Below are 24,545 nucleotides of genomic sequence, written 5' to 3'. Positions count from 1 at the left end.
CTTAATTTTGTTACTTCGGATTGCTCCAAAATAACGATTTGCCATAAAATTATGTATTATTAGGTATTCGAATATATTTCCAAGTATCGCGTAAGAATGGCTCACATGAGCTTACATTACTTATACTTTACAGAAAATTGTTTCTCTCCATATGGATGTCAAAGAGCGGACACTAACGTGTCTTACTTTTCATTAGATAGTGTGAAAACAGTGTCCTCGATTTGCCAATCGGGTAATGGTGGGCCTGGCTGGACTCGAACCAGCGACCCCACGCTTATCAAGCGTGTGCTCTAACCAACTGAGCTACAGGCCCAATATAGTTACCCTTGGATCAATAGTATTCATTGCTGAACAACTACCGAGTGATCCACTGGTGGAGGTTAACGGATTCGAACCGTTGACATTCTGCTTGCAAAGCAGACGCTCTACCAACTGAGCTAAACCCCCTTAATTCAGGGAGAAATGTTTTCGAAGAAAAAGATCAAATTGTGCGCTGCTCTACTCTGAACGTTATTCACAGATTTTGTTTATAGTTGTTTTAGGTGCTAGTCCTTGCGGACTTGCAACCCCAATAAATTGGGGCTCGACCTATGACAGTGACGGTAACGATGTGAGTCGTTATTGTTATTTCTAACGTCCATTTGCCATTTACTCCGTAGAAAGGAGGTGATCCAGCCGCAGGTTCCCCTACGGCTACCTTGTTACGACTTCATCCCAGTTACCAGCTTCACCTTAGGACCGATTAAACGATACTTCGGGTGCTACCGGCTTCCATGATGTGACGGGCGGTGTGTACAAGACCCGGGAACGTATTCACGGGGCCGTAGATGATGCCCCATTACTAGCGATTCCAACTTCATGGAGGCGAGTTGCAGCCTCCAATCCGAACTGGGCCCAGTTTTACAGATTTCCTCCACCTCGCGGTATCGGTTCTAATTGTACTGGGCATTGTAGTACGTGTGCAGCCCTAGGCGTAAGGGCCATACTGACCTGACGTCGTCCCCACCTTCCTCCCAGTTGATCTGGGCAGTCTGATTAGAGTTCCCACCATTACGTGCTGGCAACTAATCACAAGGGTTGCGCTCGTTGCGGGACTTAACCCAACATCTCACGACACGAGCTGACGACGGCCATGCAGCACCTGTGGAAATCCCCCGAAGGGTCACACGCTTTCACGTGCTTAGAGATCCATGTCAAGCCTAGGTAAGGTTCTTCGCGTTGCATCGAATTAAGCCACATACTCCACCGCTTGTGCGGGTCCCCGTCAATTTCTTTGAGTTTTAGTCTTGCGACCGTACTTCCCAGGCGGCACGCTTAACGCGTTAGCTCCGGCACAAGGGGGGTCGAATCCCCTCACACCAAGCGTGCACCGTTTACTGCTAGGACTACAGGGGTATCTAATCCCTTTCGCTCCCCTAGCCTTCGAGCCTCAGCGTCAGTAAATGTCCAGTAGCTCGCTTTCGCCACGAGTGTTCCTCTCGATATCTACGCATTTCACTGCTACACCGAGAATTCCAGCTACCCCTCCATTACTCTAGCACGGCAGTATCCGATGCAGTTCCAGGGTTGAGCCCTGGGATTTCACATCCGACTTACCGCGCCGCCTACGCTCCCTTTACGCCCAGTGATTCCGAATAACGCTCGGGACCTTCGTATTACCGCGGCTGCTGGCACGAAGTTAGCCGTCCCTTCCTCTTCTAGTACTATCAACCCTGTTCGCTATTAACGACCAGGTCTTTCTCCTAGATGACAGGAGTTTACAATCCTAAGACCGTCATCCTCCACGCGGCGTTGCACCATCAGGGTTGCCCCCATTGTGAATTATTCTCGACTGCTGCCACCCGTAGGTGTCTGGACCGTGTCTCAGTTCCAGTGTGACTGATCGTCCTCTCAGACCAGTTACCCGTCGTAGCCTTGGTGAGCCGTTACCTCACCAACAAGCTGATAGGGCGCGAACCAATCCTGTAGCGACAGCCCGAAGGCCACCTTTAATCTTGCGATACCATGGGGTATTAATCCACCTTTCGGTGGGCTATCCCCCTCTACAGGGCATGTAATTCACGTGTTCCTCACCCGTCCGCCACTAAAATCTTCCAATATAAATACCGAAATCATTCCGTGCGACTTGCATGTCTTAAACACGCCGCCAGCGTTCATTCTGAGCCAGAATCAAACTCTCCGTAAAAAATTCGGTTGGCGTAATTATCCAGGCCGAAACCCTTCTAATTGCGTAATTTTCCAAATTGTTCTTATAAGAAAGAAACCCGAAGGCCTCCCCCTTACGTACTGCGCGTTAATTTCGCGCAGCGCACAATTTAATCTTTTTCTTCATCCCAACAAAAATCTCATCTGCTTACGACTGCCACTTTCCTTTGTAAGTCGAACTTACTTCCAGAACTTGGCGCGATTCTTGCTAGGCCACACTATCAAAGAGCTTGTTTCGAGGGGACTAAAAAGCCGATCGGGTAATTGCTGTCGAAAGTAAACTTTCGAGGAGCGGGTTACCGCGACCGACTGGCAGTCTCTCGGTCGGCGCTGAATCGCGTCGACGGGCGAAACCTAGCTCAAATATCCCCAAAACGTCAATACGTTTCTGAAGGTTTTGTTGAGAAAATTTCAGGGAGCCGTGGAACCCCCGTAAATACTGGAAGGGCCGTTTCAAGTTCCACGAAATCCACCATAAAAATCATTTAGGACATCCTAAATGACCGGAGGTTTTCGCAATTTGCACCCAGAGAGGCGCCGATCCTATCTTCCAGTAGTAAGCGCTATCGCCTAAAGATTGCTCTTGTTACGTTTCTGTCTCTTGAAATCCCAGTTAACCTGTTTCAAGCTATCGGCATACATAAGTCACATGCCAAAACTTGCTCTACTACAGTCCGGAACTTTTGAGACGAAAGAAGCTTCACTCAGCCATCACGAGAACCTCATCCGTGACGCAGCAGCCAACGGAGCTCAGATCATTGCAACCCAAGAGTTATTCCTAACCCCTTATTTCTGCACGATCCAAGATACTGAGAGATTCGATTTAGCCGACAAGATACCTGGTCCGGTGACTGATCGAATCGGCAAGCTGGCTGAGGAATTGGGTGTTGTGATCATCTCATCACTGTTCGAACACCGCGGTCCGGGCCTGTATCACAACACCGCCACCATTCATGACGCTGACGGTAAAATGCTTGGTATCTACCGGAAGGCACATATTCCACAAGATCCGGGCTTCGAAGAAAAATTCTACTTCACCCCCGGAGATAGTGGGTGGCCGGTATGGGATACCGCATTCGGCAAAATTGGTGTACTGATTTGCTGGGATCAGTGGTATCCTGAAGCAGCGAGGCTAATGGCTCTCGGCGGTGCAGAGCTATTGATTTACCCAACTGCCATCGGTTGGTTACCTGAAGAGAAAGCTGAACTCGGATCCGCACAACATTGCGCTTGGGAAAGTGTCCAGCGAGGACACGCTGTTGCGAACGGCTGCTATCTTGCAGCCATTAACAGATCAGGGACCCACGATGGGACGGAGTTTTGGGGACAGTCCTTTGTAGCAAATCCTTACGGAGAACTCGTAGCCAAAGCGTCCATCGGGAACGAAGAAATCATCTACCACGATATTAACTACAAGAACGTGGAGGACTTCCGCCGGATTTGGCCATTCTTCAGGGACCGGCGCATCGATTGCTACCAGTCCCTGACATCAAGATGGCGTTAGAATGGATCAAGACGACTTGTAACCGAAGAAGCGACGGACCTTGATAAGCTCCGCTACTTCCTTCGGTACCATGGTCTCCCATGTGCTATCTCCCTCGCTGATTTTCGAAAGCACATCGCGGGAGAAGATTTCGAGAACATTAGGATCGTAATTATCCAGATCGACGAAACTTCCACGATCGGACAGATAGCCATAAAGTTTGGAAAGCTCTGGCGCTACCTTCATTGAGCTAACTGTCGTCGGCTCAGCACCGGTCTTATTTCTCAGAGGATAGACGAAAAGTTTCAGGTTATGCTTAAATAAACGCCCGAAGCTTTCAAGGATTCCTCCGGGCAGTGCCGTGTAGTATTTCTCATCGAAAAGTTCAATAAGCGAAGGAACACCCATCACGATTCCGATACGCTCACGCGTTCTCCATGAAAGATAAGCGGCCAAGCGGTAGTATTCGAAATAGTCGGAAATTAGAACGGTGATCCCACAAGCAGCCAGAAGATCAGCCCTCGCGAGGAAATCTCGTCGGTCGACATCTTTTCCGCCAGCCAGCAGGTTTCTCATCGTAAGCTCAAAAATAGGTAAGATTTCTTTCTCAACTACAGATTCATCTTTCTTAAATTTCTCCAGCGCACATTCGAGCATGTCGAAATTCACATGAGTAGGAGGACGGAAACTCCCCCGCTCCACCAAGACAGCTTTCTTATATAGAGCTTCGGAAGGCTGGAGAACAGCTCCGTCCGGACCAAACATCGCCGCACCGCTCAAACCAAGCTGAACTAGCTTCAGGGCCATCAAACGGTTGTCCACAGCACGGAACTCGATCCCTTTGAATTCGATCATGTCGATCTCAATCCGCCCCGTAGTCAGCTTATCAAGTAGACTCTCCAGCAGCCGCTCAGGCTCGTGATTCAGGAAAAAACTGCCGAAAAGCAGGTTTACACCAACTATGCCTAGTGCTTCCTGCTGCAGCGAAGCTTCGGTGTCCAGCATCCTAACGTGCACCATGATCTGGCTGGGCTCATCACGCGGACGGGATTGAAATTTCAGACCCATCCATCCGTGGCATTCGTTACCACCTTTATAGGAGCGCGCGACTACGGTATCCGCGAAAGCGAAAAATGCGGTACTATCTCCCCTTTGCCCGCTAAGTCTCTCAAGATTCAGGCCAAATTCCCGATCGAGCATCGCCTGGCAACGTGAACGTGAGACGTATCTGTCACCGCTTCCATAAATTGCATCACTAACAGTCATGTCGTAGGCCGACATACTTTTAGCCACCGTACCCGCCGCTCCACCGACCCGGAAGAACCACCTCACCACCTCTTGTCCTGCACCGATTTCAGCGAAGGTTCCATACCAACGGGGATCGAGGTTAATTTTTAACGCCTTCTGGTGGGTATCTAGTTCTAATTCCTGATGCATAAATTTCTAAATTCGATTTGGGGATCTGTTGTCGAAGCGGGTCGCTCGGTTTGGATCAAAGTGCAACCAAACGATCAATGAACATTAGCCAGCAGTTTTGAAGCCGGACAACCGGTAATTACCACTTCGGCAAAAGTGAAATCCCATCCTTGCGGATTAATCGCACGACAATCATTGTGACGATATGCACAAAATTCTCATTTCCATCGTGTCCTGCATAGCCATCGGCCCTCTCTCAGCGGGTATGAACAAGGCCACAGCAGAATGGTTTTCTACGAAAACAGTCCTCTCTTCCGCGGAAAAACTGGAAACGGTGATTGTCATGAAGATAGACAAAGGCTGGCACACCTACTGGGAAAATCCTGGTGAAGGCGGTCTTCGCTTATCCCTAAAGGCAGAATTACCCGTGGGTTGGGAACTAGGAGAAATTCAATATCCTGCTCCGATAAGATTTATGACAGGAGAGCTACCGGGTTTTGGCTACGAGGGCAGTGTCCGCTTTCCCGTAACAGTCACACCCCCGGAAAACTTCAAAGGAGAGATCCCCGACCTTTCGGCCAAGCTAACCTGGCTAACTTGCAACGACGAAAGCTGCATTCCGGGGAATTCGGAACTGAATCTCACTCCAGCACAAACTGAGGGGATTGTTTCGAAGGCCTACAAAGATCTCCCTCAAGAAATACCAGGCGCTCACCTGTCTCTTGTCCTTGATGGCAAAACCGTCACCCTCAAACTTACTCTTCCGGAAGATTCAGATATAGACCCTACGACTTATGAGCTTTTCCCTGCCACAGAAGAGATTGTCGACCCGTCAGCGAGAATCACTTTCGTAAAAGACCCTACCATCGTGCACACTTGGACCTCCACTTGGCCAGTAAACGAATACTGTGATTCAGCACCGGACTCCTTCACCCTCGTCCTGAAAAAGGAAGGAAAAGCATCCCTGAAAATCACCACAAAATAATTTTCACAAAATTTACACAACCGAAGACAACAACTTCAGACAGCTTCGCTCTATTTATTACAGGCTAGGAAAAACCCCAGGCTCATTCAAAATGAAATCACTTCTTTCGATCACACTCGCCAGCGCATTCGCAATTTCCACCTCCTTTTCTGCGGAGGTAGGGACAGAAGCTCCAGCGTTTACAGCTACGAACACCAAAGGCGAGGAAGTCAGCCTAGCTGACTATAAGGATAAAGTTGTTGTTCTTGAGTGGGTTAACTTCGAATGCCCCTTTGTCAAAAAGCATTATTCTGCGAAGAACATGCAGAAGCTCCAAGCAGACTATACCGAAAACGGAGTGATTTGGCTCAGCATTCATTCTTCTGCAGAGGGTAAACAAGGCTACTATCCGCCATCTGAACTAGCTACAAAATCAACTGCCGAGGGTAGTCAGGCCACTCAAGTCCTTATTGATTCCTCCGGAACTGTTGGAAAACTTTACGATGCGAAGGTCACTCCCCATATGATGATCATCACAAAGGATGGCACACTTGCCTATTCCGGTGCGATCGATTCAATTAAATCCGCTGATTCAGCCGATATCGACAAGGCAGACAAACTTTTTGCAAATGCGCTTGATTCAGTGATCTCTGATAAAGAGGTCGTGAATCCCTCCAACCAGCCCTATGGCTGCGGAGTAAAATACTAATTTTCTGTTGTTCCTGTTGTGTTTCGGCAAAGGCCGCCGCCCTTTTTTGGGTGGCGGCTTTTTCCTTGTCTGTGAAATACCTTCTTCGCCGTCCCGCTTAGAGGTCCAGCTTACTGAAAATAGCAGCAAGAATCGCCTCGCAACAACTCATACTATCCCCACAATCAGGCCATGTTCAGCACCAAGCAGCTTTCAGAAGCGCAGATCAATTCCATCAAATCATGGGCCGAAGACGGCGCAAATCTTTCTGACATCCAGCTTCGGATGAAGGAGGATTTTGATCTGGCTATTACCTATATGGACACCCGCTTCCTCGTCCTCGATCTCGGCATTACACTTGTAGAGGAAAAAAAGGAAGAACCTGCACCTGAGGTAATCGATGCCACTCCCGTCCCCACCGGCACGATGACGGTTACTATGGATAGCATAGCGATTCCCGGGACTCTCGTCAGTGGAAAGGCGATCTTCAGTGATGGAGAAAAAGCTTTGTGGTCTCTCGATCAAACAGGTCGTCCTAGTCTTGATCCCGACACTCCCGGCTATCAACCCAGCCAAGAGGACATTCTCAGCTTTCAAACACAACTCCGGGAACTGATCAAAAGTACCGGATTGTAAATTCCTACTCTGGACAAATGAAATGCGCCCGTGCCTGAAAGCACGGGCGTTTTCGTTTTTAATTCACAGATCGGCCCGGCAGCTTACCTATCTCCATTCCGGTAAATATTCACGCTGGAGGAGCAGAAATATCTGCGACAGTAGAGATTTTACTCACTCGCCTCCGTTCAGCATTTGATTGTCCAATCCAACGGAATCACATACTTGACCGATTTTTTGTCGGCGCACCCCATTCCCAATTGTCGTCATCGGAGTGGAATTTATTGGCAATCAAATTTTGGCCACCAATGAATGCAATAGCATAAATTTACACAAATCATTGATCTTCAATCGTTAATAGGGGTGTGGAACCCGACTACCTTCAACACCAAGGCCGACGTTCGTTTCTTCGCACACTCGGCAAAACCAGTATACTGACAGGCTTGGGCCTCACTGTTCACCATGCGGCTAGGCAACCTGAAGTCAGAGCGGCTTACTCACGCCTCACAGCTGTCCCCGCGGTTGCAGCACAACCAACCAAATCGAGCGTAGGAAGACCCTATAGAAGCTCTCGCTCCCACCCGCCTCTGCCGAACCAGTTGGAGTATGAAACCTACCTGAAAGAGCTGGAACTTCGCTATATTACCCCGGCAGAAATTTTCGCAGCTCATCGCCGTTCCCGAAACGGTGTTTCAAACACACTTCCTCCCCGGGATTTTTGGCCACACATAGCCCCCACCCTAGCGATAGCTGACGAGCTCCGGCATCGTCTCGGTGTTCCGCTAACCTACATCACCTCAGCTTACCGAAGTCCTCTCTATAACAAGCAATGCCCCGGCGCCGCAAAATTTTCACAACACACACAAAACCGGGCCTTGGATTTGGTTTTCAGTTGCTCGCCAAAAATCGCTTTCGAGGAATCGCTGAAGATGCGCAAGGAACGCCTCTTTAAGGGAGGAGTAGGGCTTTACAGCTCCTTTATCCACATAGACACACGTGGTCACGACGCCACTTGGGCAGCCTGATTGAACACCTCAGTGGTAAATCAGCACTTGCCTTCAATTTTACTTTGAAATCGCCACCGCCCTCCTACCCTGCCGCTGTTATCCGCACCCACCTCTTCGGGTGTTGAACCCTGAATTTTGATATTTCCATGAAAATTGTCGTAGCATACTCGGGAGGCCTCGATACCTCCGTCCTCCTCCTCTGGCTCAAGAATAAATACAACGCTGAGATCATCGCCTACTGTGCCGATGTTGGACAAGGTGACGAATTGGACGGCCTTGAGGCCAAAGCATTGTCCACTGGAGCTTCCAAATGTTTCATCGGAGACCTCAAGGAGGATTTCGCGGCGAACTACATTTTCCCTATGATCCAGGCTGGCGCCATATACGAGGGTCGCTACCTCTTGGGCACTTCAATCGCCCGCCCGTGTATTACCAACGACATGATCAAGATCGCCCTCGCCGAAGGAGCGGATGCGATAGCCCACGGCGCTACCGGAAAAGGCAATGACCAGGTTCGCTTTGAACTTTCCTCCGCAGCTCTTGCTCCAAACGTAAAATGCATCGCTCCATGGCGCGATGAGGAATTCCGGAAAGAATTCCCGGGCCGTGCGGAGATGATCGCTTATGCCCAAGAGAACAATATTCCAGTAAAGGCCTCCATGAAGAAGCCATACAGCATGGACCGTAACCTACTACATATCTCCTTCGAAGCCGGTGCAATGGAAGATCCCTGGTATGATGCCACCACTCCCGAGGATGCCGATATGTACGTCCTATCCGTTTCCCCGGAAGACGCACCGGACAGAGCTGAGTATATCGAGGTCCTCTTTGAAAAGGGCAACGCGATTGGCCTCAAACACGAAAACATCGACTCACTCCTCACCGAGCTAGGTGATGTGAAATCAACTGGCCAGCAGGACGGCTATACTCTCCTTAGCCCGTACGGTGTAATGCGCGTGCTGAATCTACTCGGCGGCCGCAACGGTATCGGACGTATCGACATCGTCGAAAACCGCTTCGTCGGCATGAAGTCACGCGGCGTTTATGAAACACCAGGTGGCACAATTCTCCTCGAAGCCCACCGCGATCTCGAGACTCTTGTCATGGATCGTGAAGCCATGCATGTGCGTGACTCATTGATCCCGAAATACGCTCAACTCATCTACAACGGCTTTTGGTTCTCTCCAGAGCGCGAGGCTATCCAGGCACTCGTCACCGAAACACAGAAGAAAGTTTCGGGTGAAGTTCGTCTAAAACTCTACAAAGGAAATGTCCTCCAGGCAGGACGTCGTAGCCCGCACAGCATGTATTCCGAAGCTATCGCCACCATGGAAGGTGGACAGGAAGAAGCATATAACCAGAATGATGCTACCGGTTTCATCGCCCTGAACGCTCTTAGGTTGAAGGCAGTCGCGAACCAAAAGTAATCTCCGGAATGAAGGGAAGGCGGATTAATTTCGCCTTCCCTTTTTATCTACCCGCTAAACGCTTGCCATTGATAAGCTTTAGCAACCCGGCAGTCGCTTTAGCATCACACATCGCACGGTGGTGACTGTTCAGTGGAATCTGAAATTCCCGAGCCAAGGCAGCCAGCCCATAGGAAGGCAGGCCAGGGTAAAACTTCCGCATGCCGACAACCGTGCACAAGGTGGGACATCGGAACTCCTCCCCAATCCTGCGGAATTCATCGCGGATGAATCCATAGTCAAAATTGATGCTATGGGCTACGAAAACCGCATCGCCTACAAACTCGCGAAACTTAGATGCAACTTTTTCAAATTCTGGAGCATTCGAAACCATCTCGTCGCTAATACCTGTCAGCTTTACGATTTTTTTCGGAATCATCCGGCCAGGGTTCACCAAGGTCGTAAATCGTCCGACCACCTCGTTTCCTTTCAACTTTACGGCACCAATTTCAGTTATCCTATGGTATTCCGAGCGACCTCCGGTCGTTTCTAGGTCGACCACAACATACTCCTGATCAGGGTTGACGTGCCACTCTACCCTCATCACCCCCACATCAAAACCCGCTTCCTCCAGCGCCTCCATCTGGACAAGCTGATGCCTTCTGATCTGATCACCCTCACCTTTTATCTCCACAAATCGAATCCGCCTATCTTCTACTACCATCAGGTCAGGGTAGCCTTTCAGGTTTCTACGGAAGTCTTTAACAACCCGGCGCAAAATTATAATAACCGATTCCGCGTCCGCATTCCGTAAAAACGCTAGCAACACTTCTTCGCGCTTCCTATCCCAGTGAAAGACACCATTCGCAGTTCCAAAGTGCAGTTTGAACACCTCCATTACGTGTGTATCTGCCCTGCCAACTCTCAGTAGCTCAAACTTTTGCTCAATACCGACACGTTGCCTTTCGTAAAAACTTCCATCCAAAAGCTGCGTAGGACGTATATCAAACTCGTTCTGCGTATCGGAGTTGCTGATTTCCTCCCAAAACAGAACACCAAAAAGTGTCCTCCAAAGATCGTTTTCAGTGAAATATGCCTCAACCCCACTTTCGCGAATGTTCGCCAATGCAGCCCGCTCGGCACTGTCACGAAACGCCTCGTCGACCCTGATCACCGGCGCTTCCTTAAGCATTTCTGTCAACTTCCCGTATTTTCTGGTCCCAAACTTTCTCTCATGGAAGTCCACTGCGAATAACAACTCCTCATCCGAGAGTGGATCTTCGAAGATCTTCTCCAAATTCTCTTTAACGAGATCCTTCTGCCCCCTCGTATACTCGATCCTGCAGATCCTCTCTCTTGCTGGGTGGCTTTGGCTGTCCCGATAAACTTGTAGCGCCTCGGTATAAAGCCCGGCCCTTTCCAGTTTCGCTCCCAACCGGTTGAGCTCATTATCCCGCAGAGCCCTATTCTTCAAACCTTTCCCTACCGGCCAATTCACTATCCCGGAGACAAATTTAGAAAGCCGATCATTGGGAGCTCTAGAAATCTCATCCGCTATGTTCGAGTAGAAGAAGGCACAATCAGCACTAACCCTATCCTTGAATCTGACCTCGAATTTTTTCTGACCGGATCTGGTCTTCACAATTCCCAGATCCCGCAGTGTGAAGGCCTGCAGGCCATCCCGCCGCTTTCCGAAATATAGAAAGATCAGAAAGGATAAGATAGGCTCACGCTGAAGAACAACGAACGATTCCCCATCGGGTATCTCGTGGAATTCACAAACCTTTTCACAGAGATCCAATAGCTCTGATTTCTTCAGCCCCGATAGTGGAGTAGTCCGCCGATCGGAAACTCGAAGCATCCCTGCAAGCTCTTTTGACGTAAGGGACTCCAGAAGCCTCCGGAAATCATTCTGCCCCGCCCTTCGTAAAAATCCTTTTTCTTCGAGTAATCCAGCCTGCAGAGAAAGATCGGTAATCTCGGCATATTTCAATAAATTCAACCGAAACACACTACCCTTCCGGTTCACCATCCGTACCTTCAGGCACTGCGCCTCTCTCCCGAGATTTTTGAAATCGGCGATATAATTTCTATCCAGCTCGCCAAGAATCCATTCATAGTGACGCTCAACGAATTCGATCATTTCCAGAAAATGATCGAGATAATAGAACGTTTTAAGAGTGACTTGGTTTCGGGCCATAAGCGCAAAACCACCATGCAAGCTCCTATCAATTATTCAAGCGAACACTAGTAATTTCTGAGATAACCTTGAAAACTCCCATTCATCTGCCCGTCTTGATAAGAGAGCTTATGAACCTGCCTGGCACTCTGGAGAGGAATTATTCAGAACAGGCCTTTTTCATCATGTCCACATCCACTCCCTCGTAGAAATCGTCATTCACGAGGCAAACTGGAGCAGTGCCACACGATGCAAGGCACTCGGCAAATTCCACCGAGTATTTACCGCAAGGGGAAACACTGATCGGGTGATGATGAGGATCCGCAGCTGTGCGATCGATGCCAAATTCCTTGCAGAGATTCTCCATCAGTTCACCGCTGCCACCCATCGCGCAGGAAAGAGTCCTGCAAACGCGGATATGATATTTACCCGGCGCGTATTGTCGGAAACCCGGGTAGAACGTCACGACTTCCAGAACCTTGATGGGCTCCAGCTCGAGTTTTTCAGCTACCCAATCGATTGACTCCGGCGAGATGAAGCCAAATTTATGCTGCACAATATGAAGCAAAGGAAGAACGGCGGAACGCTTACTCTCGGAGTAGTGGGAAATTCTTTCGTCGGCCTCTTTTTCCAGCTCTGTGCTGTTTTCAAATGGGGGAAACGGTGAAACTGATGTCGGTGAGTCTGACATGGGTGATATTTAAAAATGTTTACTAATTGGATTTTCTAGACCTACTTCAGTAGACCTTCCAGATGATTCATTACGGATGCCGGCCCCATGTAATCCTTACCTACATAGCTGGTCTTTATAAGATTCCCTTCCAGGTCTGTTAGGACGAGGTTAGGAATTCCGGTCCCCGGGTGCTTGAAGGTTTTTTTGAAATTATCAACCTTCGAGAGCTTCAGATGAGGCCATTCCATCTTTTTTTCTTTTGCGTAGCCTTCCATCGCATCCTCATTGTCATCGGATGTCACAAGGACGATTTCAAATTCGTCATGCTTTGGTCTCTTCGATTTGTAGAACTTTACAAGATCTGGAGTGAACTTTTGACACGGCGGACACCAGGATGCCGTGTAGTAGAAAAGATAATATTTAGTCGGCTTCTGCTCCAGCTCGTAGCGCTTTAGTGACCTGCCATCGAATTTTTCCAGATTCCCCTCGAGGAGTTCGTCGAAAACACTTTCCGTAGCTGAAGCGCTTTCTTCGGCGATCTGTGATTCTGACTTCCACTCCTCGACAAGCTTCGCATCCTCGGTGGATAAAGCGACAGAGGGTAAATCAACCAAACGTCCATTCCTCATTTTGAAGGTCCCAACCTTGGAACCGACTTCGCCGCTGGTCTTTGTTAGCTCCAGTTCCGCGGATTTCCCGTCATTCCGTGTCCACGTGCGGAATTCGCCATACGAAACTCCGGTAAGAAGGATCGAACTAAGAAAAATAAGCGGAAATTTCATCGAGATTGAAGTTTAGCGATCGCACTCACCCATCACGAAGTCCAGTGATCCGAGAATCGCTGGAATATCGGAGACCATGTGTCCCGGGAGCAATTTTGAAACGATGGAAAGGTTGCAATAGGAAGGACTACGGATCTTCAGGCGATTGGGAACTCCCCCGCCCTTGGAGTGGATGTAGAAACCTAGCTCGCCCTTCGGGTTTTCCGCGGCGAAGTAAACTTCTCCTTCTGGCGCATCAATGCCTTGCGTGGCTACGATAAAGTGATGAATCAACTCTTCCATCGACATTAGCACGCGCTCTTTAGCGGGCAGCATACTCTTCGAGTCCGCAAGGTTCACAGGACCGTCCGGCATTGTATCCAGCACCTGTTTACAGATTCTGATCGATTGACGCATTTCCTCCATACGGATCTGATAGCGTGCGTAGCAGTCGCCTTCTTCAGCGATCGGCACATCAAAGTCATATTTCTCGTAGCCGAGGTATGGGCTGTTCTTGCGAAGATCACGATCCACACCCGAGGCGCGGAGATTGGGTCCTGTCATTCCGAAGGAAATTGCGGATTCCTTGCTGATTGCACCAACATCCATCATCCGGTCGCGGAAGATCTTGTTGTTATCGAGCAGTTTGGAAATTTCTCCGATGGTGACCTCGCACTCATCAAGGAACGTTCTGACCGCTTGATCGAAACCAGCCGGCATATCGCGCACTTGGCCACCCACGCGTGTGTATGAGGTAGTGAAGCGGGCACCGGTCAGCTGCTCGCAAAGGTTGTAAACCTTTTCCCTTTCAGTAAATGTGTATAGGAAAACGGTCATCGCACCGACATCCATCGCGCAAACGCCTACGCCGAGCATGTGCGCGGAAATCCGTGCAAGCTCGCAGCAAAGAACTCGAAGTGCCTGGCCGCGCGGAGGCAGCTCCCAGCCCATCAGTTTCTCCACAGCGCATGCGTAGGCAACGTTGTTCGCCAGCGGCGCAAGATAGTCCAAGCGGTCCGTGTAGGGAACAAACTGATTGTAATGCATGTTCTCCGCGATTTTCTCATCACCACGATGCAGGAAACCTACGTCCGGCTCAGCGGAGTGGATGACCTCGCCATCGAGTTCAAGAATCAGGCGCAGAACACCGTGGGTAGCCGGATGTGACGGCCCCATGTTCAGAACCATACGCTCACCTACGAGGTCGTCGGTTTCCTCCTGATAAGATTCTACGGCCTTGGCGGCCTTTCCCAGAGTATCCGGGGCTTCATATTCTTTGGAAATACTCATGTGTTCGCTTGGCAGAAATAAGCACCCAAAGGCGCGGTGATCGCAAGGGCTTTGTCAGTTTTTTGATGAAATTAACTTTTTCCGTAACGTTCACGGAACTGCTTCAGAAGATCATCCACACGGTCGGTATTACTATCGGTCTCGCCGTCCGAGTTGCTTTCGTTATGCGGAGGTGCCGCAGTAAACGGGTTCTGGGACGGTTCCGGGTTACTGTCCGGGGTGGAGAATGCTTCAAATTGGGGAGCGGGTGGAGGTGTCACAGGGGGAGCCTGTTGGAAAACCGGAGATTGCTCTTCAACAAAAGGCTGTTGCTGAATCGGGGGCTGAGGTGGGGCTGCCTGAAATCGGCTCTCCTGAACGGGAACATTAGGTGGTGGCTGCGGAAAACTCTGTGCCGGTGTTTCTGCTGGCGGAGCCTGAAACGGATTTTCGGTCGGAATCTGAACTGGCGGATTGAATGAATCCGGAGCAGGAGAAGGATTTACAGAGAATACCTCTTCCAATTTTTCCGGATTCTCCTCGGGCACCTCAGGGGAAGGCCAGGATTGAGCCATGAACGGGTTTTCAAGTGCTGGCTCAAAAGCAGGCGGAGTATTCACCTCCTCCGGCCCGGTGCTTTCTTCGAGCGGTTCATTCAGATCAGTTGCGCTGAAGGCAGCGATTGCAGCCTCAGGTGAAAATTTAGACTGCTCGGGTTCTGCAAATGAAGGAGCTGGTTCTTCGGCAGGAACCTGACTTGCGGGTGAGGGTTCATCAGCAGGTAAATGATTGATTGGTTCATCTTCGATCGGCTCGTCTTCGATCGGCTCGGCATCTGGCTTCTCCTTTGCCTCTTCCGGCTCGGGTGAAATCATACCCGCCTGCAGATTATTATGCTCAGCTTCCGCTTTCTGCCAGGCTTCGCCCGCGCGTTTGATCAATCCTCGTGCATGGTCAGGAAGATCATTTTCACCGAGACGCTTCAAAAGTTCGTCTCCATCTCCAGGAGCCCTGGATTCAATGATCGCCTTCATCGTATCCTTATCGAGCGGCTCAAGCTGTATGACAACTTCAGACAATCGATCTGCCAGTCCTCCACTGAGTCGTGGCAGGAAAGCACTTTCCCAAACGTCTTGGTTAATTGAAAGGACCACATCTACCTTATCCACAGCCTGGCGCATGCTACCGAGGAAGGATGCAAGCTTGAGCGCGGCAGATTCGTCCGATGAGAATCCTTCGAGCTCATCGGCGATAAGCACGACACGCATAATGGATGTCACCAGCCCCAGCAATGCCATCAGCCGTTCATGGGCGGCGAAATCGGATGTCGAATCATCAAAAACCGTTGCAGCGAGAGCGCGACTGCGGCCCGGACTGTCGATCGGCGTCGCAGCAAACCGGAACATCGCATCCACCCAGAAGGAAACTTCCCGCAGGGAAAGTCCATTGCGCTGCGCCATCTCCAGGGAAAGACGCGGCCCTAGAAGTTCGAAATTTTCCCGTGCCCAATGGGCCGTGACCGCGCCGGGATGGTGGAAATCAAAAGTTTCGATCGGCCGGGTGCGTAACGCGGCCAATGCCCCTTCCCTGTCTTGACAAGGAACCTCTCCGGAATTCACCAATGGCTGCAGTGCTCCGGAAAATAGACGGCGTGTGATCAGATCCAGAACCGTCAGTCCGCCTGCTGCAGGTAAACTTCTTACAAGACGGCGCAGGGTATCGTCCAAAACAGTGGAAGCATCAATCCGGCTGCCACCAATCGCGTGGAGAGGAATAAACTCATGCGTGCCGCCCAACTCATGCTGAAGCCTTGTCAGCAAATGTGTTTTACCGTGGCCGGCTCTCGGAGCCTTCAGCAAAATGCAATGTCCCGGTTTCCCCAAAGGAACGGCAAGCCAGTCCTTCATTGTTTCCCTGGCTGCTTTATTTACTTCTTCGGAGTGAGCGGGGGGAAGTTTTCCGAAGGTTTCAAATAGCTGCTGGAATGGATGATCACTGGGCATGGTTCAGACTTTGGATACTGGAGCCAGCTTGGGTGGCTTTCACTTGTTTCACAAGACGTTTTCCCGCAAAGCAATTTGGATTTCGGGGAAAATGGGAGAAAAAGCAGCCAGTTCATCGAAACTCATCATCCAGACTCATCGGCGACTGCAGGTGCACCTTGAAGATGCTCTTCTCATCCGGCACCTTGAGATCTTTTTCCAAGAGCTTCAAAGCTTTGGCCACGCCGAACATGGGGAAATGATCGCGCGTCCTCAGCCATTGGTTACCGAGAACATCGTAGGCATCCCGCCTGTCCTTGAATACGGAATCCACCAGCGACATGACATCCTGATCGGGGTTCTCATGATAACTCAAGGTATAGAATAGACCCCGCTGGGTGGGAAAAAGGTGGTGCTGCTCCCTCTCCATTTCCTCCAGCATCGCCAGCGCCTCGCTCTCACGTCCGGGTACACGTGCCAGCACATAAAGCGCTGCCCGCTTCGTATATCCGCGGGATTTTCCGGTCTGCAGCGCAGCCATATATTGCTCATACGCCTCCTCATATGCATCAGGAACCGATTCAAAGGCAGCTATCTTGTTGGAATCCGACAAGAGCCGCGCCAGGCTCTCATGCAAAATAGGGTCTTCGGGGTTATTTCGGATACCTCTTTTTAAAAACTCCCGCCCCTTCAGGACTGATTCGCGCCAGCTAAGCTTCCTACGCAGAGCAGGCAGCTCGCTCTCGCCGTAGAGATAAAAGGCCGAGGCATTGTAAGCCTGATGCCAGCTTCCCGTTTCCCAGTAATAACGCGTCCTTGGGGCAAGATCCACGATCGTTTCGAAGGCGCTTTCCACATCCGCCCAGCGCTGTTCGGTAAAGAAACCGAAGGCCCGTAGGTTCATAAAAGTGGCCACCAGAGTGCGCAAGCCTCCCAGTGAAACCGCGGAAAACGTCTGCCCGATTCTATCGCCTGTCGTCACGTCCAACTTCGGAGGCATCAGCTTCGCCTCCTCCAGTTCAACAGCCAGCCCTTGTTCGAATGGCAAACGTACCGCTCCAAAACCAAGGATCGCCAAGCCCAGAACCAAATATCGCTTACTCTGGGTCATTTCCACTAAAACTCCTTTTTCGCAAAAATGAACCACGATGCCACAATGTAGAACACCGCATAGAACAAGCCAACCAATGCAAGTTTGCCCACGATCATCAGCGGCATCAATTGCCCCTCAATCACCGCATCGATCACATTGAATAGCTGGAAATCAGGCAATACCAGAGAGACCAGCAATGTGACTACCTTCGTAAGAAAACCATCGCTCACCCCCGCTTCTCCACCAAGGAATGCAGCTCTAGCATCCGCCTGGAAATGGCCGATAAAATAGATCAGGAAACTGATAATTGTCGTGAAAAGCGTGCTACTGGAAAAGGTAGATATCAGCAGCGCCATCGAAGCTATAATCGAGGACCTCAGAAAAACCGCGAACACCGCGCCCTGCAGAGAAAAGGTGGGCCCTTGGGATAGAATATCACTTTTCAGGAGTGCCACATCACCCGGCGGCCATTTCAGCGCAGCGGCCATCTCCATCTGCTCCGTCAGAACCATATTCGTCCTCAGATGAAGGATCCCGACCATCAGCACATCCATCAGTGCCAATGAAACAAAAACCAATAACAGCACCCCGAGCAATTTCCCGGCAAGATAATCCACCCGCGGAACAGGCTTCGCAAGAATTGTGTATAATGTCCGGTCCTCAATATCCTTCGGAAGCAAAAGCGCGGTCGCTACAATCGAGAGAACCACGGAAAACAACGTCATTGCCCCAAGAGACCAGCTCTTAATCGATCTTAGAACATTCACGCCGGCCGCTTCCGGTCCTTCGTGCTGTGGCAGGCTGAAAAAATTACTAGCGATAAGAATCACCGCGAAGAACGCCAGGAAATAGAAAACCTTCATTCTCACAAGCTGGGTGAACGCATGAAGTGCGATTACCACGATACGCCTCGCGTGGGAGAAAACTGATGTTTGGGAAGATGCTATGCTCATCGGGAAATTTTATTTGGTATCTTCACGGTTTTGCGTCTCCCGCAGGAAAAGCCTTTCCAGCGTGGTGCGCGGCTTACCTGATCTCACCAGCTCCGCGCGACTGTCCTTCGCGATCATCGTCTCGATTTCCGAAACCAGATCCGGACTGGCGTTTTTCAGCACGAGCTCGGTCTGATCCTCAATTGCGATCAGGTCTTCCAATCTTCCCTCTTTAACCATTTTTCCCTTAAAAATGATACCAACGTGGTCACAAACTTCCTGCACCTGCTCCAGCAAATGAGAGCAAAGAAACACAGTAATTCCCCGCTCCCGCAGCTTGAAAATCAAATCCCGGATCTCACGTGAACCCACGGGATCCACCCCCGCAGTCGGCTCATCCAAAATAACCAGCCTGGGCTCCTGGATCAGCGCCTGAGCCAACCCGATCCTTTGCAACATCCCCTTCGAGTAACCACCGATCCTCCTATACCTTGCATTCTCAAGGTCGACCAACTCCAGTAGTTCCTTTACCCGATCCCGTAACTTACTCCCCCTGATTCCACAGAGCTTTCCGTAGAATTTCAAAGTTTCCTCACCGCTCAGATGTTTATAGAAGTATGGATTTTCAGGAAGAAATCCCACTTCGTTCCGTGAATCCACCTTCATGGAATCCTTTCCGAAAATAGCGCACTCGCCGGAGCTGGGAGCTACCAACCCGAGCAGGGCTTTCATTGTAGTGGACTTCCCCGATCCATTCGGCCCGATCAGGCCATAAACCTCCCCCGGCATGATCCGGATCGAAACATCATCAACCGCACGCAATGGCTTGCGGCGAAACGAAGTTTTGAAATCCTTGACCAAATGTCGGATTTCCACTGCTGGCTGTGCATCGTTCATAGCAAATTAAAGCTTTCTATTTAAGCGCTCAGAGCTTCTCTCGCGGCTGATACCAACTCCTTCTCCGCACTATTCATAAACTTGCTCTTTTCCGAATGTGCCCAAACGACTCCCGGCCAGGCAGGATCTTCGGGCGAGCGAGCCACCACATGGATGTGCATCTGCCGGACGGCATTTCCAATACACGCCACATTCAGTTTCTCAGGAGAGAAATACGCGGACACAAATAGTGAAACCTCGCGCACCACTTCCATGACCTCGGAGAATTTTTCAGGACCGAGCTGATGTAAATCCTCCACACCTTCCTCGACTTCAGGAACCACGATAAACCATGGAAACTGGGTCTCATTCTTCATCATTATCCGACACCCCATCTTCTCCACTATTGGAAAGAACCCCGCGGCCAGCCGCTCGTGCAATTCAAAGCCCATAACCTAGTTCGATTTGATTTTCCCGGCAATCTCCGCCGAAAGACGACCTAGAAGCTTCGATTCAGCAGCAACGACTGAAGCATAATCTTCTGCCGCGATTGGCTCCTTCCCGGAAAATGTATCGGAAACCACCAACTGCGAACCTGGCAGGGAATACACGCGCCACGCAGCTTCCACAAAAGCGTATCCATCATCTCCCGCCACAAACTGGCGGATATCCACAACCACCTGGTAATCCAGTTCGCTCTCACGCAGCCATGGATAGGTCTGGACATTTCCTGTATTGAGCCTGCGTCCGAGATTCACTGCCAGCACCCTCTTGACGGATGCGTCCAGGTCTCCAGCCCACAAATGACTTTCAGCGATCTGGATTTCATTCGGTCCTGTTTGAATGACCAAATTCTCCCGATCCACGTATTCGGCGAGGCTAACCGGCCCTACCCCGATTCCCACGCCACCGCCGGAAGGAGCTTCTCCTTCAGCGCTTAGCAAATAAAATGTGGGAGCGCGTCCGAAGCAGCCAGCCAAAGCAAACGCCAGGAGTAGTATAAAAAGGTTCTTTTTCATGAAAATTTAGCGGCTGCCTGCAGCTCTTGGTTTTGGATTTCCGCTCGTATCCTTTCCGAAGAAAAGAGAATTCGGTTTCTCCTGAATAGTGTTCGTCAGCACCTCGAATGATCTAATCGAGGCACGCAGCTCATCAAGCGTTCTCAGGAAGTCCCCCTGCAAGGTCCCCTTCGGACCAATACTGGTCACGGATTGCTCCACCTCAGCCAGGGCCTTGGAAATATCATCCGGCAATGAGCGGAAACTTGGATCGTTCATCGTTTCCTTCGCTGCAGCCGCCGCTTGCTCGATCTCCTTGATTGCCGCTTTCGCGTCTTCCACGGTCACCTTGGTCGTTGCCGTGAGCTCGTTCACTTGATTTACAGTCTGTTCAAACGGCAGCTTGTCGATTTTCTCCATGATCGATGCCAAACGCACCTCGATCTGGGCGAAACCTGAAGGAATCGTCGGGATCACAGGAAACTCAGCCTGATATGACAACTCACTATAGTATCCCTGATCATCGTAATAATCGAAATCCACGTAAAGCGCACCGGTGAGCAGACTTCCGGTTTTCAGTGAAGCGCGCAGCCCTTTCCTCACGGCAGCCTCAAGTTGTGGAATCTCATCTTCGGCAGCGATTCTTCCGGTCGATGCACGAAGCAAATTGGGATCCACCTCCACCAATACCGGAACCTTCTGGTTATCGGTATCGGGAATGTAGTCGAACGAAATATTCGCCACCCGGCCAATGGTGATACCACGATACTGGACGGGAGCGGATTTACTCAAACCACGCACACTCTGGTCAAATAGGAGCAATACCCTGAGCGTAGGCTCGAACGACGAGGAATCAGCTGATGCGGCATCCTCGTGCAAGACGAAAACAGTGCCGTCTTCAGCCAGTTCACCGAGACGCATTCCTTCTTCTACAGCGAATGATACGCCACCTGAAACCATCGCTTGAATCGATGGCGTCCTGACTTTGAAGCCATCCACACCACCGGAAATATCGATACCGCTGGTATTCCAGAATCGGGTATTCTTCCTTACTAGGTCCTGATATTCCTCCTCAACGAATGCCTCGTAAAGAATACGCCTGCGGTCCGTATCCAGCCTGCGGCTCTCGATCCGGCCGACTTCGAACCCACGGTAATAAATCGGGGATCCGGGGGAAAGCGGACCAGCATCCTCTGTTATCAATGTAAGCCTCAGTCCAGGAACGCTCCTGCTTGTTGCGGGCGGAATCTCAAGCCCTTTGAAATTTCTCGGACCCTTTTCACCGGCACCAGGCTCCAGCTCGATATAGGCACCTGTAAGCAAAGTTCCCAAGCCGGAAACATCTGCCGCGGAAACACGTGGACGAACCACCCAGAACCTCGTCCCTTTTCTCAGAAACGAATCACTGTCCTGGCCCAGCTCACAATAGACCAGAACCGAGTTCAGGTCCTCCGCCAGTTCGACTCTGTCCACCCGACCGATCGTAACGGACCTGCACCTGATCTCGGTTTTTCCAGCCACAATGCCATCCGCTGTTTCAAAACGGATACGGATTTCCGGCCCTTTCGAGCTGATATTTTTATAAAGCATCCACCCACCGATGATAATCGCTAGAATAGGGACGACCCAGACAACATTCCATCGCTGTGCGGGACGGGATTTGGGCTTGGCGGCAGTCTTGCTAGGTTGAGTCACGGTTCGTTATCGGGATTAGGTCCGGTCTTTTCCGGAGGGGAGTCAAGCTGGTCCCAAAGTAATTTCGGGTCAAAGCTCATTGCTGCAAACATCGTTAGGATAACCACTGAAGCAAATGCCAAAGCACCCGGCCCGGGAGTTACCCTCATGTAGTTCCCCAGTTGCACCATTGTGACTAGTATCGCCACTACAAAAATATCGACCATCGACCACCGCCCCAAAAGCTCGGTAATCCAATAGACCTTTCCCAAGGTCTTCCCCGAATTCGGGATCTTTCCCTTCGCCGCAGCGCACAGCCAAAGCAGGGATGCAATTTTCATGAAAGGGATAAGAATTGATGCGGTGAAAATAACCAGTGCGATGGGATATGAACCAGCGTTCCAGAACTGGATCAGACCGGAAATAATCGTGCTCTCCGTGCGCACCCCCAGCTCACGGAAATTCATGATCGGCAGAATATTCGCCGGCACATACATTACCGCGGATGCCACGACCAAAGCCAACGTCCGTGCAATACTATCCTTTTTCCTAAGGTGAAGGTGGGATCCGCACCGTGGACAACGCTCCACCGATACCGGTGCCACCTTATGGCACACATGGCAGCCGGCCAGACCCCGATCGATTCCGCGGGGCATTTTGGTAATATCGCCCACCTCTTTCATTTCTCGTTCGCCACCTCCAGGCGATCCCACAATTCCTGTCTATCGATCGCAGCTGTTGCCGCAGCCATGCAAAACATCAGCACGGTAAAGGCCCAGAATCCTATCCCGAAGTGCAGTTCCGCAAGATGCCCCAGCTTCAGAAGACTCACCAGAACGCCCAGGAGAAATACCTCGATCATATTCCATGGCTCTGTCCGGTTCATCCAGCGGGTCACCGTCATAGCGCCCGGCGCGCTCTTCCCGAACATCAATGGTGCACAGACGTAGACCAACCCACTCGAAAGCACAAACGGGGTCACAATGGTGAAGAGTGCAACACCCACACCCACGATCGGTGATCCCTCTTCTATCAAAGTCATCGCCGCCCCGGGCAGTGTCAGCTTCGTCCGCAGGTCCGCGGCATCCATCGTAATGAAAGGAGCGGTATGCACCACCAGCATCAGCAAAAGAGCGGTTACGGAAAATGATGTCACACGCGCCAGTGAGGCCGGCCTGTTCTGATACAGGGTGGCATCACAGCAGACACAACTCACACGAGAGCCTTCCGGAATCGGTTCAGCCTCATGGATCGTATCGCAGAAATGGCAGATCACATGATGTGGCCCGCCCCTCGGCTTCGGCCAGGGTAATATTGAAAGGCGTCTTCTCAAAATGCGTGGGCACTATCTCGACGCTACCACGCGGTGTGTCAACTCTCCCAAATGAGCAACCCCACATTCCACAAGATCTCCCGGCTCCAGGAAACGTGGCGGATTCATTCCCATGGCCACCCCACTTGGAGTTCCGGTGGCTATCACATCCCCCGGCAGCAAAGTCATGAAACGGCTGATGTAGCTGATGATTTCCGGAACGGTAAAAAGCATATCCTTCGTCCAGCTACTCTGCCGCGTTTCGCCGTTTACCTTCGTCCACAGCCGTAATTCCTGCGGGTCGTCGATCTCATCCGCAGTCACCAGACAAGGGCCCATCGGTGCGAACGTATCCGCACTCTTTCCCTTCGTCCATTGTCCACCCCGTTCCTTCTGGAACGCCCGTTCTGAAAAATCACAAAACACCGAGTATCCCGCCACATGGGAAAGCGCATCCTTTTCGGACACATAGCTCGCCGCCTTCCCTATCACCACCGCCAGTTCCACCTCGTAATCCAGCTGCCGCGCACCACGGGGCATCACCACATCATCCTGCGGCCCGCTCCATGCGGAGCTGGCTTTCATGAAAAGAACCGGTTCAGTGGGAATCTCACCTCCCATTTCCCGGGCATGCTCCATGTAATTTTGCCCCACGCAGACAATTTTCGAGGGCCTGTCCACCGGGGGGCCTATCCGTGTCCCCTTCGGAATTTCCAGGCCACCCAGGCATCCGTCGCCGATCCACTCACGGATACTATCGAGTCCCCCCATCGCAAAAAACGCCTCATCGTAGTCCAGAAATTCCGAGCTCGCGTCAATCATACGCCCGTCATCCAGTAAAACACCCGGCTCCTCACGCCCCTCTTCCCCGAATCGAATAAGTTTCATGCTTTCTTTATCTACTCGAAATATCACCGAATACAATATCGGAGATGGCCGTCCGAATCTATGATCCCTCGCCTATTCCCTGATAGAGAAGCACATTGTCACCCCACCTGTCCGCATGGTATTA

At 50.9% G+C, this 24,545-nt stretch carries 21 protein-coding genes, 2 tRNA genes and 1 rRNA gene; 6 read left to right on the top strand and 18 right to left on the bottom strand.

The annotated features are described in order from the left end of the window. Nucleotides 1–236 precede the first annotated feature (236 nt). The 3 genes from AAGA79_RS05220 to AAGA79_RS05210 form a co-directional block, all read right to left on the bottom strand. Nucleotides 237–313: transfer RNA gene (locus AAGA79_RS05220), tRNA-Ile, on the bottom strand. 58 nt (nucleotides 314–371) lie between these two features. Further along, nucleotides 372–447, bottom strand: a tRNA-Ala gene (locus tag AAGA79_RS05215). Between the two features lie 212 nt (nucleotides 448–659). Next, a 16S ribosomal RNA gene (locus tag AAGA79_RS05210) occupies nucleotides 660–2,185 on the bottom strand. Nucleotides 2,186–2,854: 669 nt separating this feature from the next. Between AAGA79_RS05210 and AAGA79_RS05205 the strand changes: the two genes are divergently transcribed. Beyond that, on the top strand, nucleotides 2,855–3,709 hold the full coding sequence (locus tag AAGA79_RS05205) for a carbon-nitrogen hydrolase (RefSeq protein WP_411827717.1): 855 nt from the start codon (nucleotides 2,855–2,857) through the stop codon (nucleotides 3,707–3,709). Between the two features lie 6 nt (nucleotides 3,710–3,715). On the opposite strand, the gene AAGA79_RS05200 is transcribed toward AAGA79_RS05205, so the two are convergent. After that, on the bottom strand, nucleotides 3,716–5,125 hold the full coding sequence (locus AAGA79_RS05200; RefSeq protein ID WP_411827716.1) for a TonB-dependent receptor: 1,410 nt from the start codon (nucleotides 5,123–5,125) through the stop codon (nucleotides 3,716–3,718). A gap of 184 nt (nucleotides 5,126–5,309) precedes the next feature. Between AAGA79_RS05200 and AAGA79_RS05195 the strand changes: the two genes are divergently transcribed. From AAGA79_RS05195 to AAGA79_RS05175, 5 genes are all read left to right on the top strand, one after another. Continuing rightward, the gene (locus tag AAGA79_RS05195) at nucleotides 5,310–6,089 is read left to right on the top strand and encodes a protein-disulfide reductase DsbD domain-containing protein (protein WP_411827715.1); all 780 of its coding nucleotides are present in this window, start codon (nucleotides 5,310–5,312) and stop codon (nucleotides 6,087–6,089) included. A 91-nt stretch (nucleotides 6,090–6,180) separates the two neighbouring features. Beyond that, the gene (locus AAGA79_RS05190) at nucleotides 6,181–6,777 is read left to right on the top strand and encodes a redoxin domain-containing protein (protein WP_411827714.1); all 597 of its coding nucleotides are present in this window, start codon (nucleotides 6,181–6,183) and stop codon (nucleotides 6,775–6,777) included. A 171-nt stretch (nucleotides 6,778–6,948) separates the two neighbouring features. Continuing rightward, nucleotides 6,949–7,392 carry a hypothetical protein gene (locus AAGA79_RS05185; protein ID WP_411827713.1) on the top strand — a complete coding sequence of 148 codons (444 nt, stop codon included), beginning with the start codon at nucleotides 6,949–6,951 and terminating at the stop codon, nucleotides 7,390–7,392. Between the two features lie 344 nt (nucleotides 7,393–7,736). Continuing rightward, a complete protein-coding gene (locus AAGA79_RS05180; protein ID WP_411827712.1) occupies nucleotides 7,737–8,396 on the top strand; it encodes a YcbK family protein in 660 nt (219 codons plus the stop codon). Nucleotides 8,397–8,524: 128 nt separating this feature from the next. Continuing rightward, on the top strand, nucleotides 8,525–9,805 hold the full coding sequence (locus AAGA79_RS05175; RefSeq protein WP_411827711.1) for an argininosuccinate synthase: 1,281 nt from the start codon (nucleotides 8,525–8,527) through the stop codon (nucleotides 9,803–9,805). Between the two features lie 43 nt (nucleotides 9,806–9,848). On the opposite strand, the gene AAGA79_RS05170 is transcribed toward AAGA79_RS05175, so the two are convergent. From AAGA79_RS05170 to AAGA79_RS05105, 14 genes are all read right to left on the bottom strand, one after another. Beyond that, nucleotides 9,849–11,984 (bottom strand): exonuclease domain-containing protein, encoded by a 2,136-nt coding sequence (locus AAGA79_RS05170; RefSeq protein WP_411827710.1) that lies wholly within the window; start codon nucleotides 11,982–11,984, stop codon nucleotides 9,849–9,851. A gap of 139 nt (nucleotides 11,985–12,123) precedes the next feature. Beyond that, nucleotides 12,124–12,654, bottom strand: coding sequence for an NAD(P)H-dependent oxidoreductase subunit E (locus AAGA79_RS05165; RefSeq protein WP_411827709.1), 531 nt, complete (start codon nucleotides 12,652–12,654; stop codon nucleotides 12,124–12,126). A gap of 41 nt (nucleotides 12,655–12,695) precedes the next feature. Continuing rightward, nucleotides 12,696–13,418, bottom strand: coding sequence for a thioredoxin-like domain-containing protein (locus tag AAGA79_RS05160; protein WP_411827708.1), 723 nt, complete (start codon nucleotides 13,416–13,418; stop codon nucleotides 12,696–12,698). A gap of 12 nt (nucleotides 13,419–13,430) precedes the next feature. Further along, nucleotides 13,431–14,687 carry an NADH dehydrogenase (quinone) subunit D gene (gene nuoD, locus AAGA79_RS05155; RefSeq protein WP_411827707.1) on the bottom strand — a complete coding sequence of 419 codons (1,257 nt, stop codon included), beginning with the start codon at nucleotides 14,685–14,687 and terminating at the stop codon, nucleotides 13,431–13,433. A gap of 71 nt (nucleotides 14,688–14,758) precedes the next feature. Then, nucleotides 14,759–16,669, bottom strand: coding sequence for a hypothetical protein (locus tag AAGA79_RS05150; RefSeq protein WP_411827706.1), 1,911 nt, complete (start codon nucleotides 16,667–16,669; stop codon nucleotides 14,759–14,761). Between the two features lie 112 nt (nucleotides 16,670–16,781). Further along, nucleotides 16,782–17,759: a hypothetical protein gene (locus tag AAGA79_RS05145; protein WP_411827705.1), complete on the bottom strand. Its 978-nt coding sequence runs from the start codon at nucleotides 17,757–17,759 to the stop codon at nucleotides 16,782–16,784. A gap of 5 nt (nucleotides 17,760–17,764) precedes the next feature. Beyond that, entirely contained in the window at nucleotides 17,765–18,694 is a 930-nt protein-coding gene (locus AAGA79_RS05140; RefSeq protein ID WP_411827704.1) for a hypothetical protein, read from the bottom strand. A 9-nt stretch (nucleotides 18,695–18,703) separates the two neighbouring features. Further along, nucleotides 18,704–19,570: an ABC transporter ATP-binding protein gene (locus AAGA79_RS05135; protein WP_411827703.1), complete on the bottom strand. Its 867-nt coding sequence runs from the start codon at nucleotides 19,568–19,570 to the stop codon at nucleotides 18,704–18,706. Nucleotides 19,571–19,590: 20 nt separating this feature from the next. Next, nucleotides 19,591–19,944: an HIT family protein gene (locus AAGA79_RS05130; protein WP_411828213.1), complete on the bottom strand. Its 354-nt coding sequence runs from the start codon at nucleotides 19,942–19,944 to the stop codon at nucleotides 19,591–19,593. Between the two features lie 60 nt (nucleotides 19,945–20,004). Next, nucleotides 20,005–20,568, bottom strand: coding sequence for a membrane integrity-associated transporter subunit PqiC (locus AAGA79_RS05125; RefSeq protein WP_411827702.1), 564 nt, complete (start codon nucleotides 20,566–20,568; stop codon nucleotides 20,005–20,007). A 6-nt stretch (nucleotides 20,569–20,574) separates the two neighbouring features. Next, on the bottom strand, nucleotides 20,575–22,242 hold the full coding sequence (pqiB, locus tag AAGA79_RS05120; RefSeq protein ID WP_411827701.1) for an intermembrane transport protein PqiB: 1,668 nt from the start codon (nucleotides 22,240–22,242) through the stop codon (nucleotides 20,575–20,577). Next, the gene (locus tag AAGA79_RS05115; protein ID WP_411827700.1) at nucleotides 22,239–22,877 is read right to left on the bottom strand and encodes a paraquat-inducible protein A; all 639 of its coding nucleotides are present in this window, start codon (nucleotides 22,875–22,877) and stop codon (nucleotides 22,239–22,241) included. Before AAGA79_RS05115 ends, pqiB begins: the two co-directional genes overlap by 4 nt. A gap of 23 nt (nucleotides 22,878–22,900) precedes the next feature. Next, entirely contained in the window at nucleotides 22,901–23,497 is a 597-nt protein-coding gene (locus AAGA79_RS05110) for a paraquat-inducible protein A (RefSeq protein ID WP_411827699.1), read from the bottom strand. Between the two features lie 69 nt (nucleotides 23,498–23,566). Next, entirely contained in the window at nucleotides 23,567–24,421 is an 855-nt protein-coding gene (locus AAGA79_RS05105; protein WP_411827698.1) for a fumarylacetoacetate hydrolase family protein, read from the bottom strand. Between the last annotated feature and the right edge of the window lie 124 nt (nucleotides 24,422–24,545).

Origin of the sequence: Luteolibacter sp. AS25, assembly GCF_046736275.1 — a bacterium.
Lineage (GTDB): Bacteria > Verrucomicrobiota > Verrucomicrobiia > Verrucomicrobiales > Akkermansiaceae > Luteolibacter.
The sequence above is the reverse complement of the archived record's forward strand: the minus strand, read 5'-3'. Positions and strand labels throughout refer to the sequence as shown.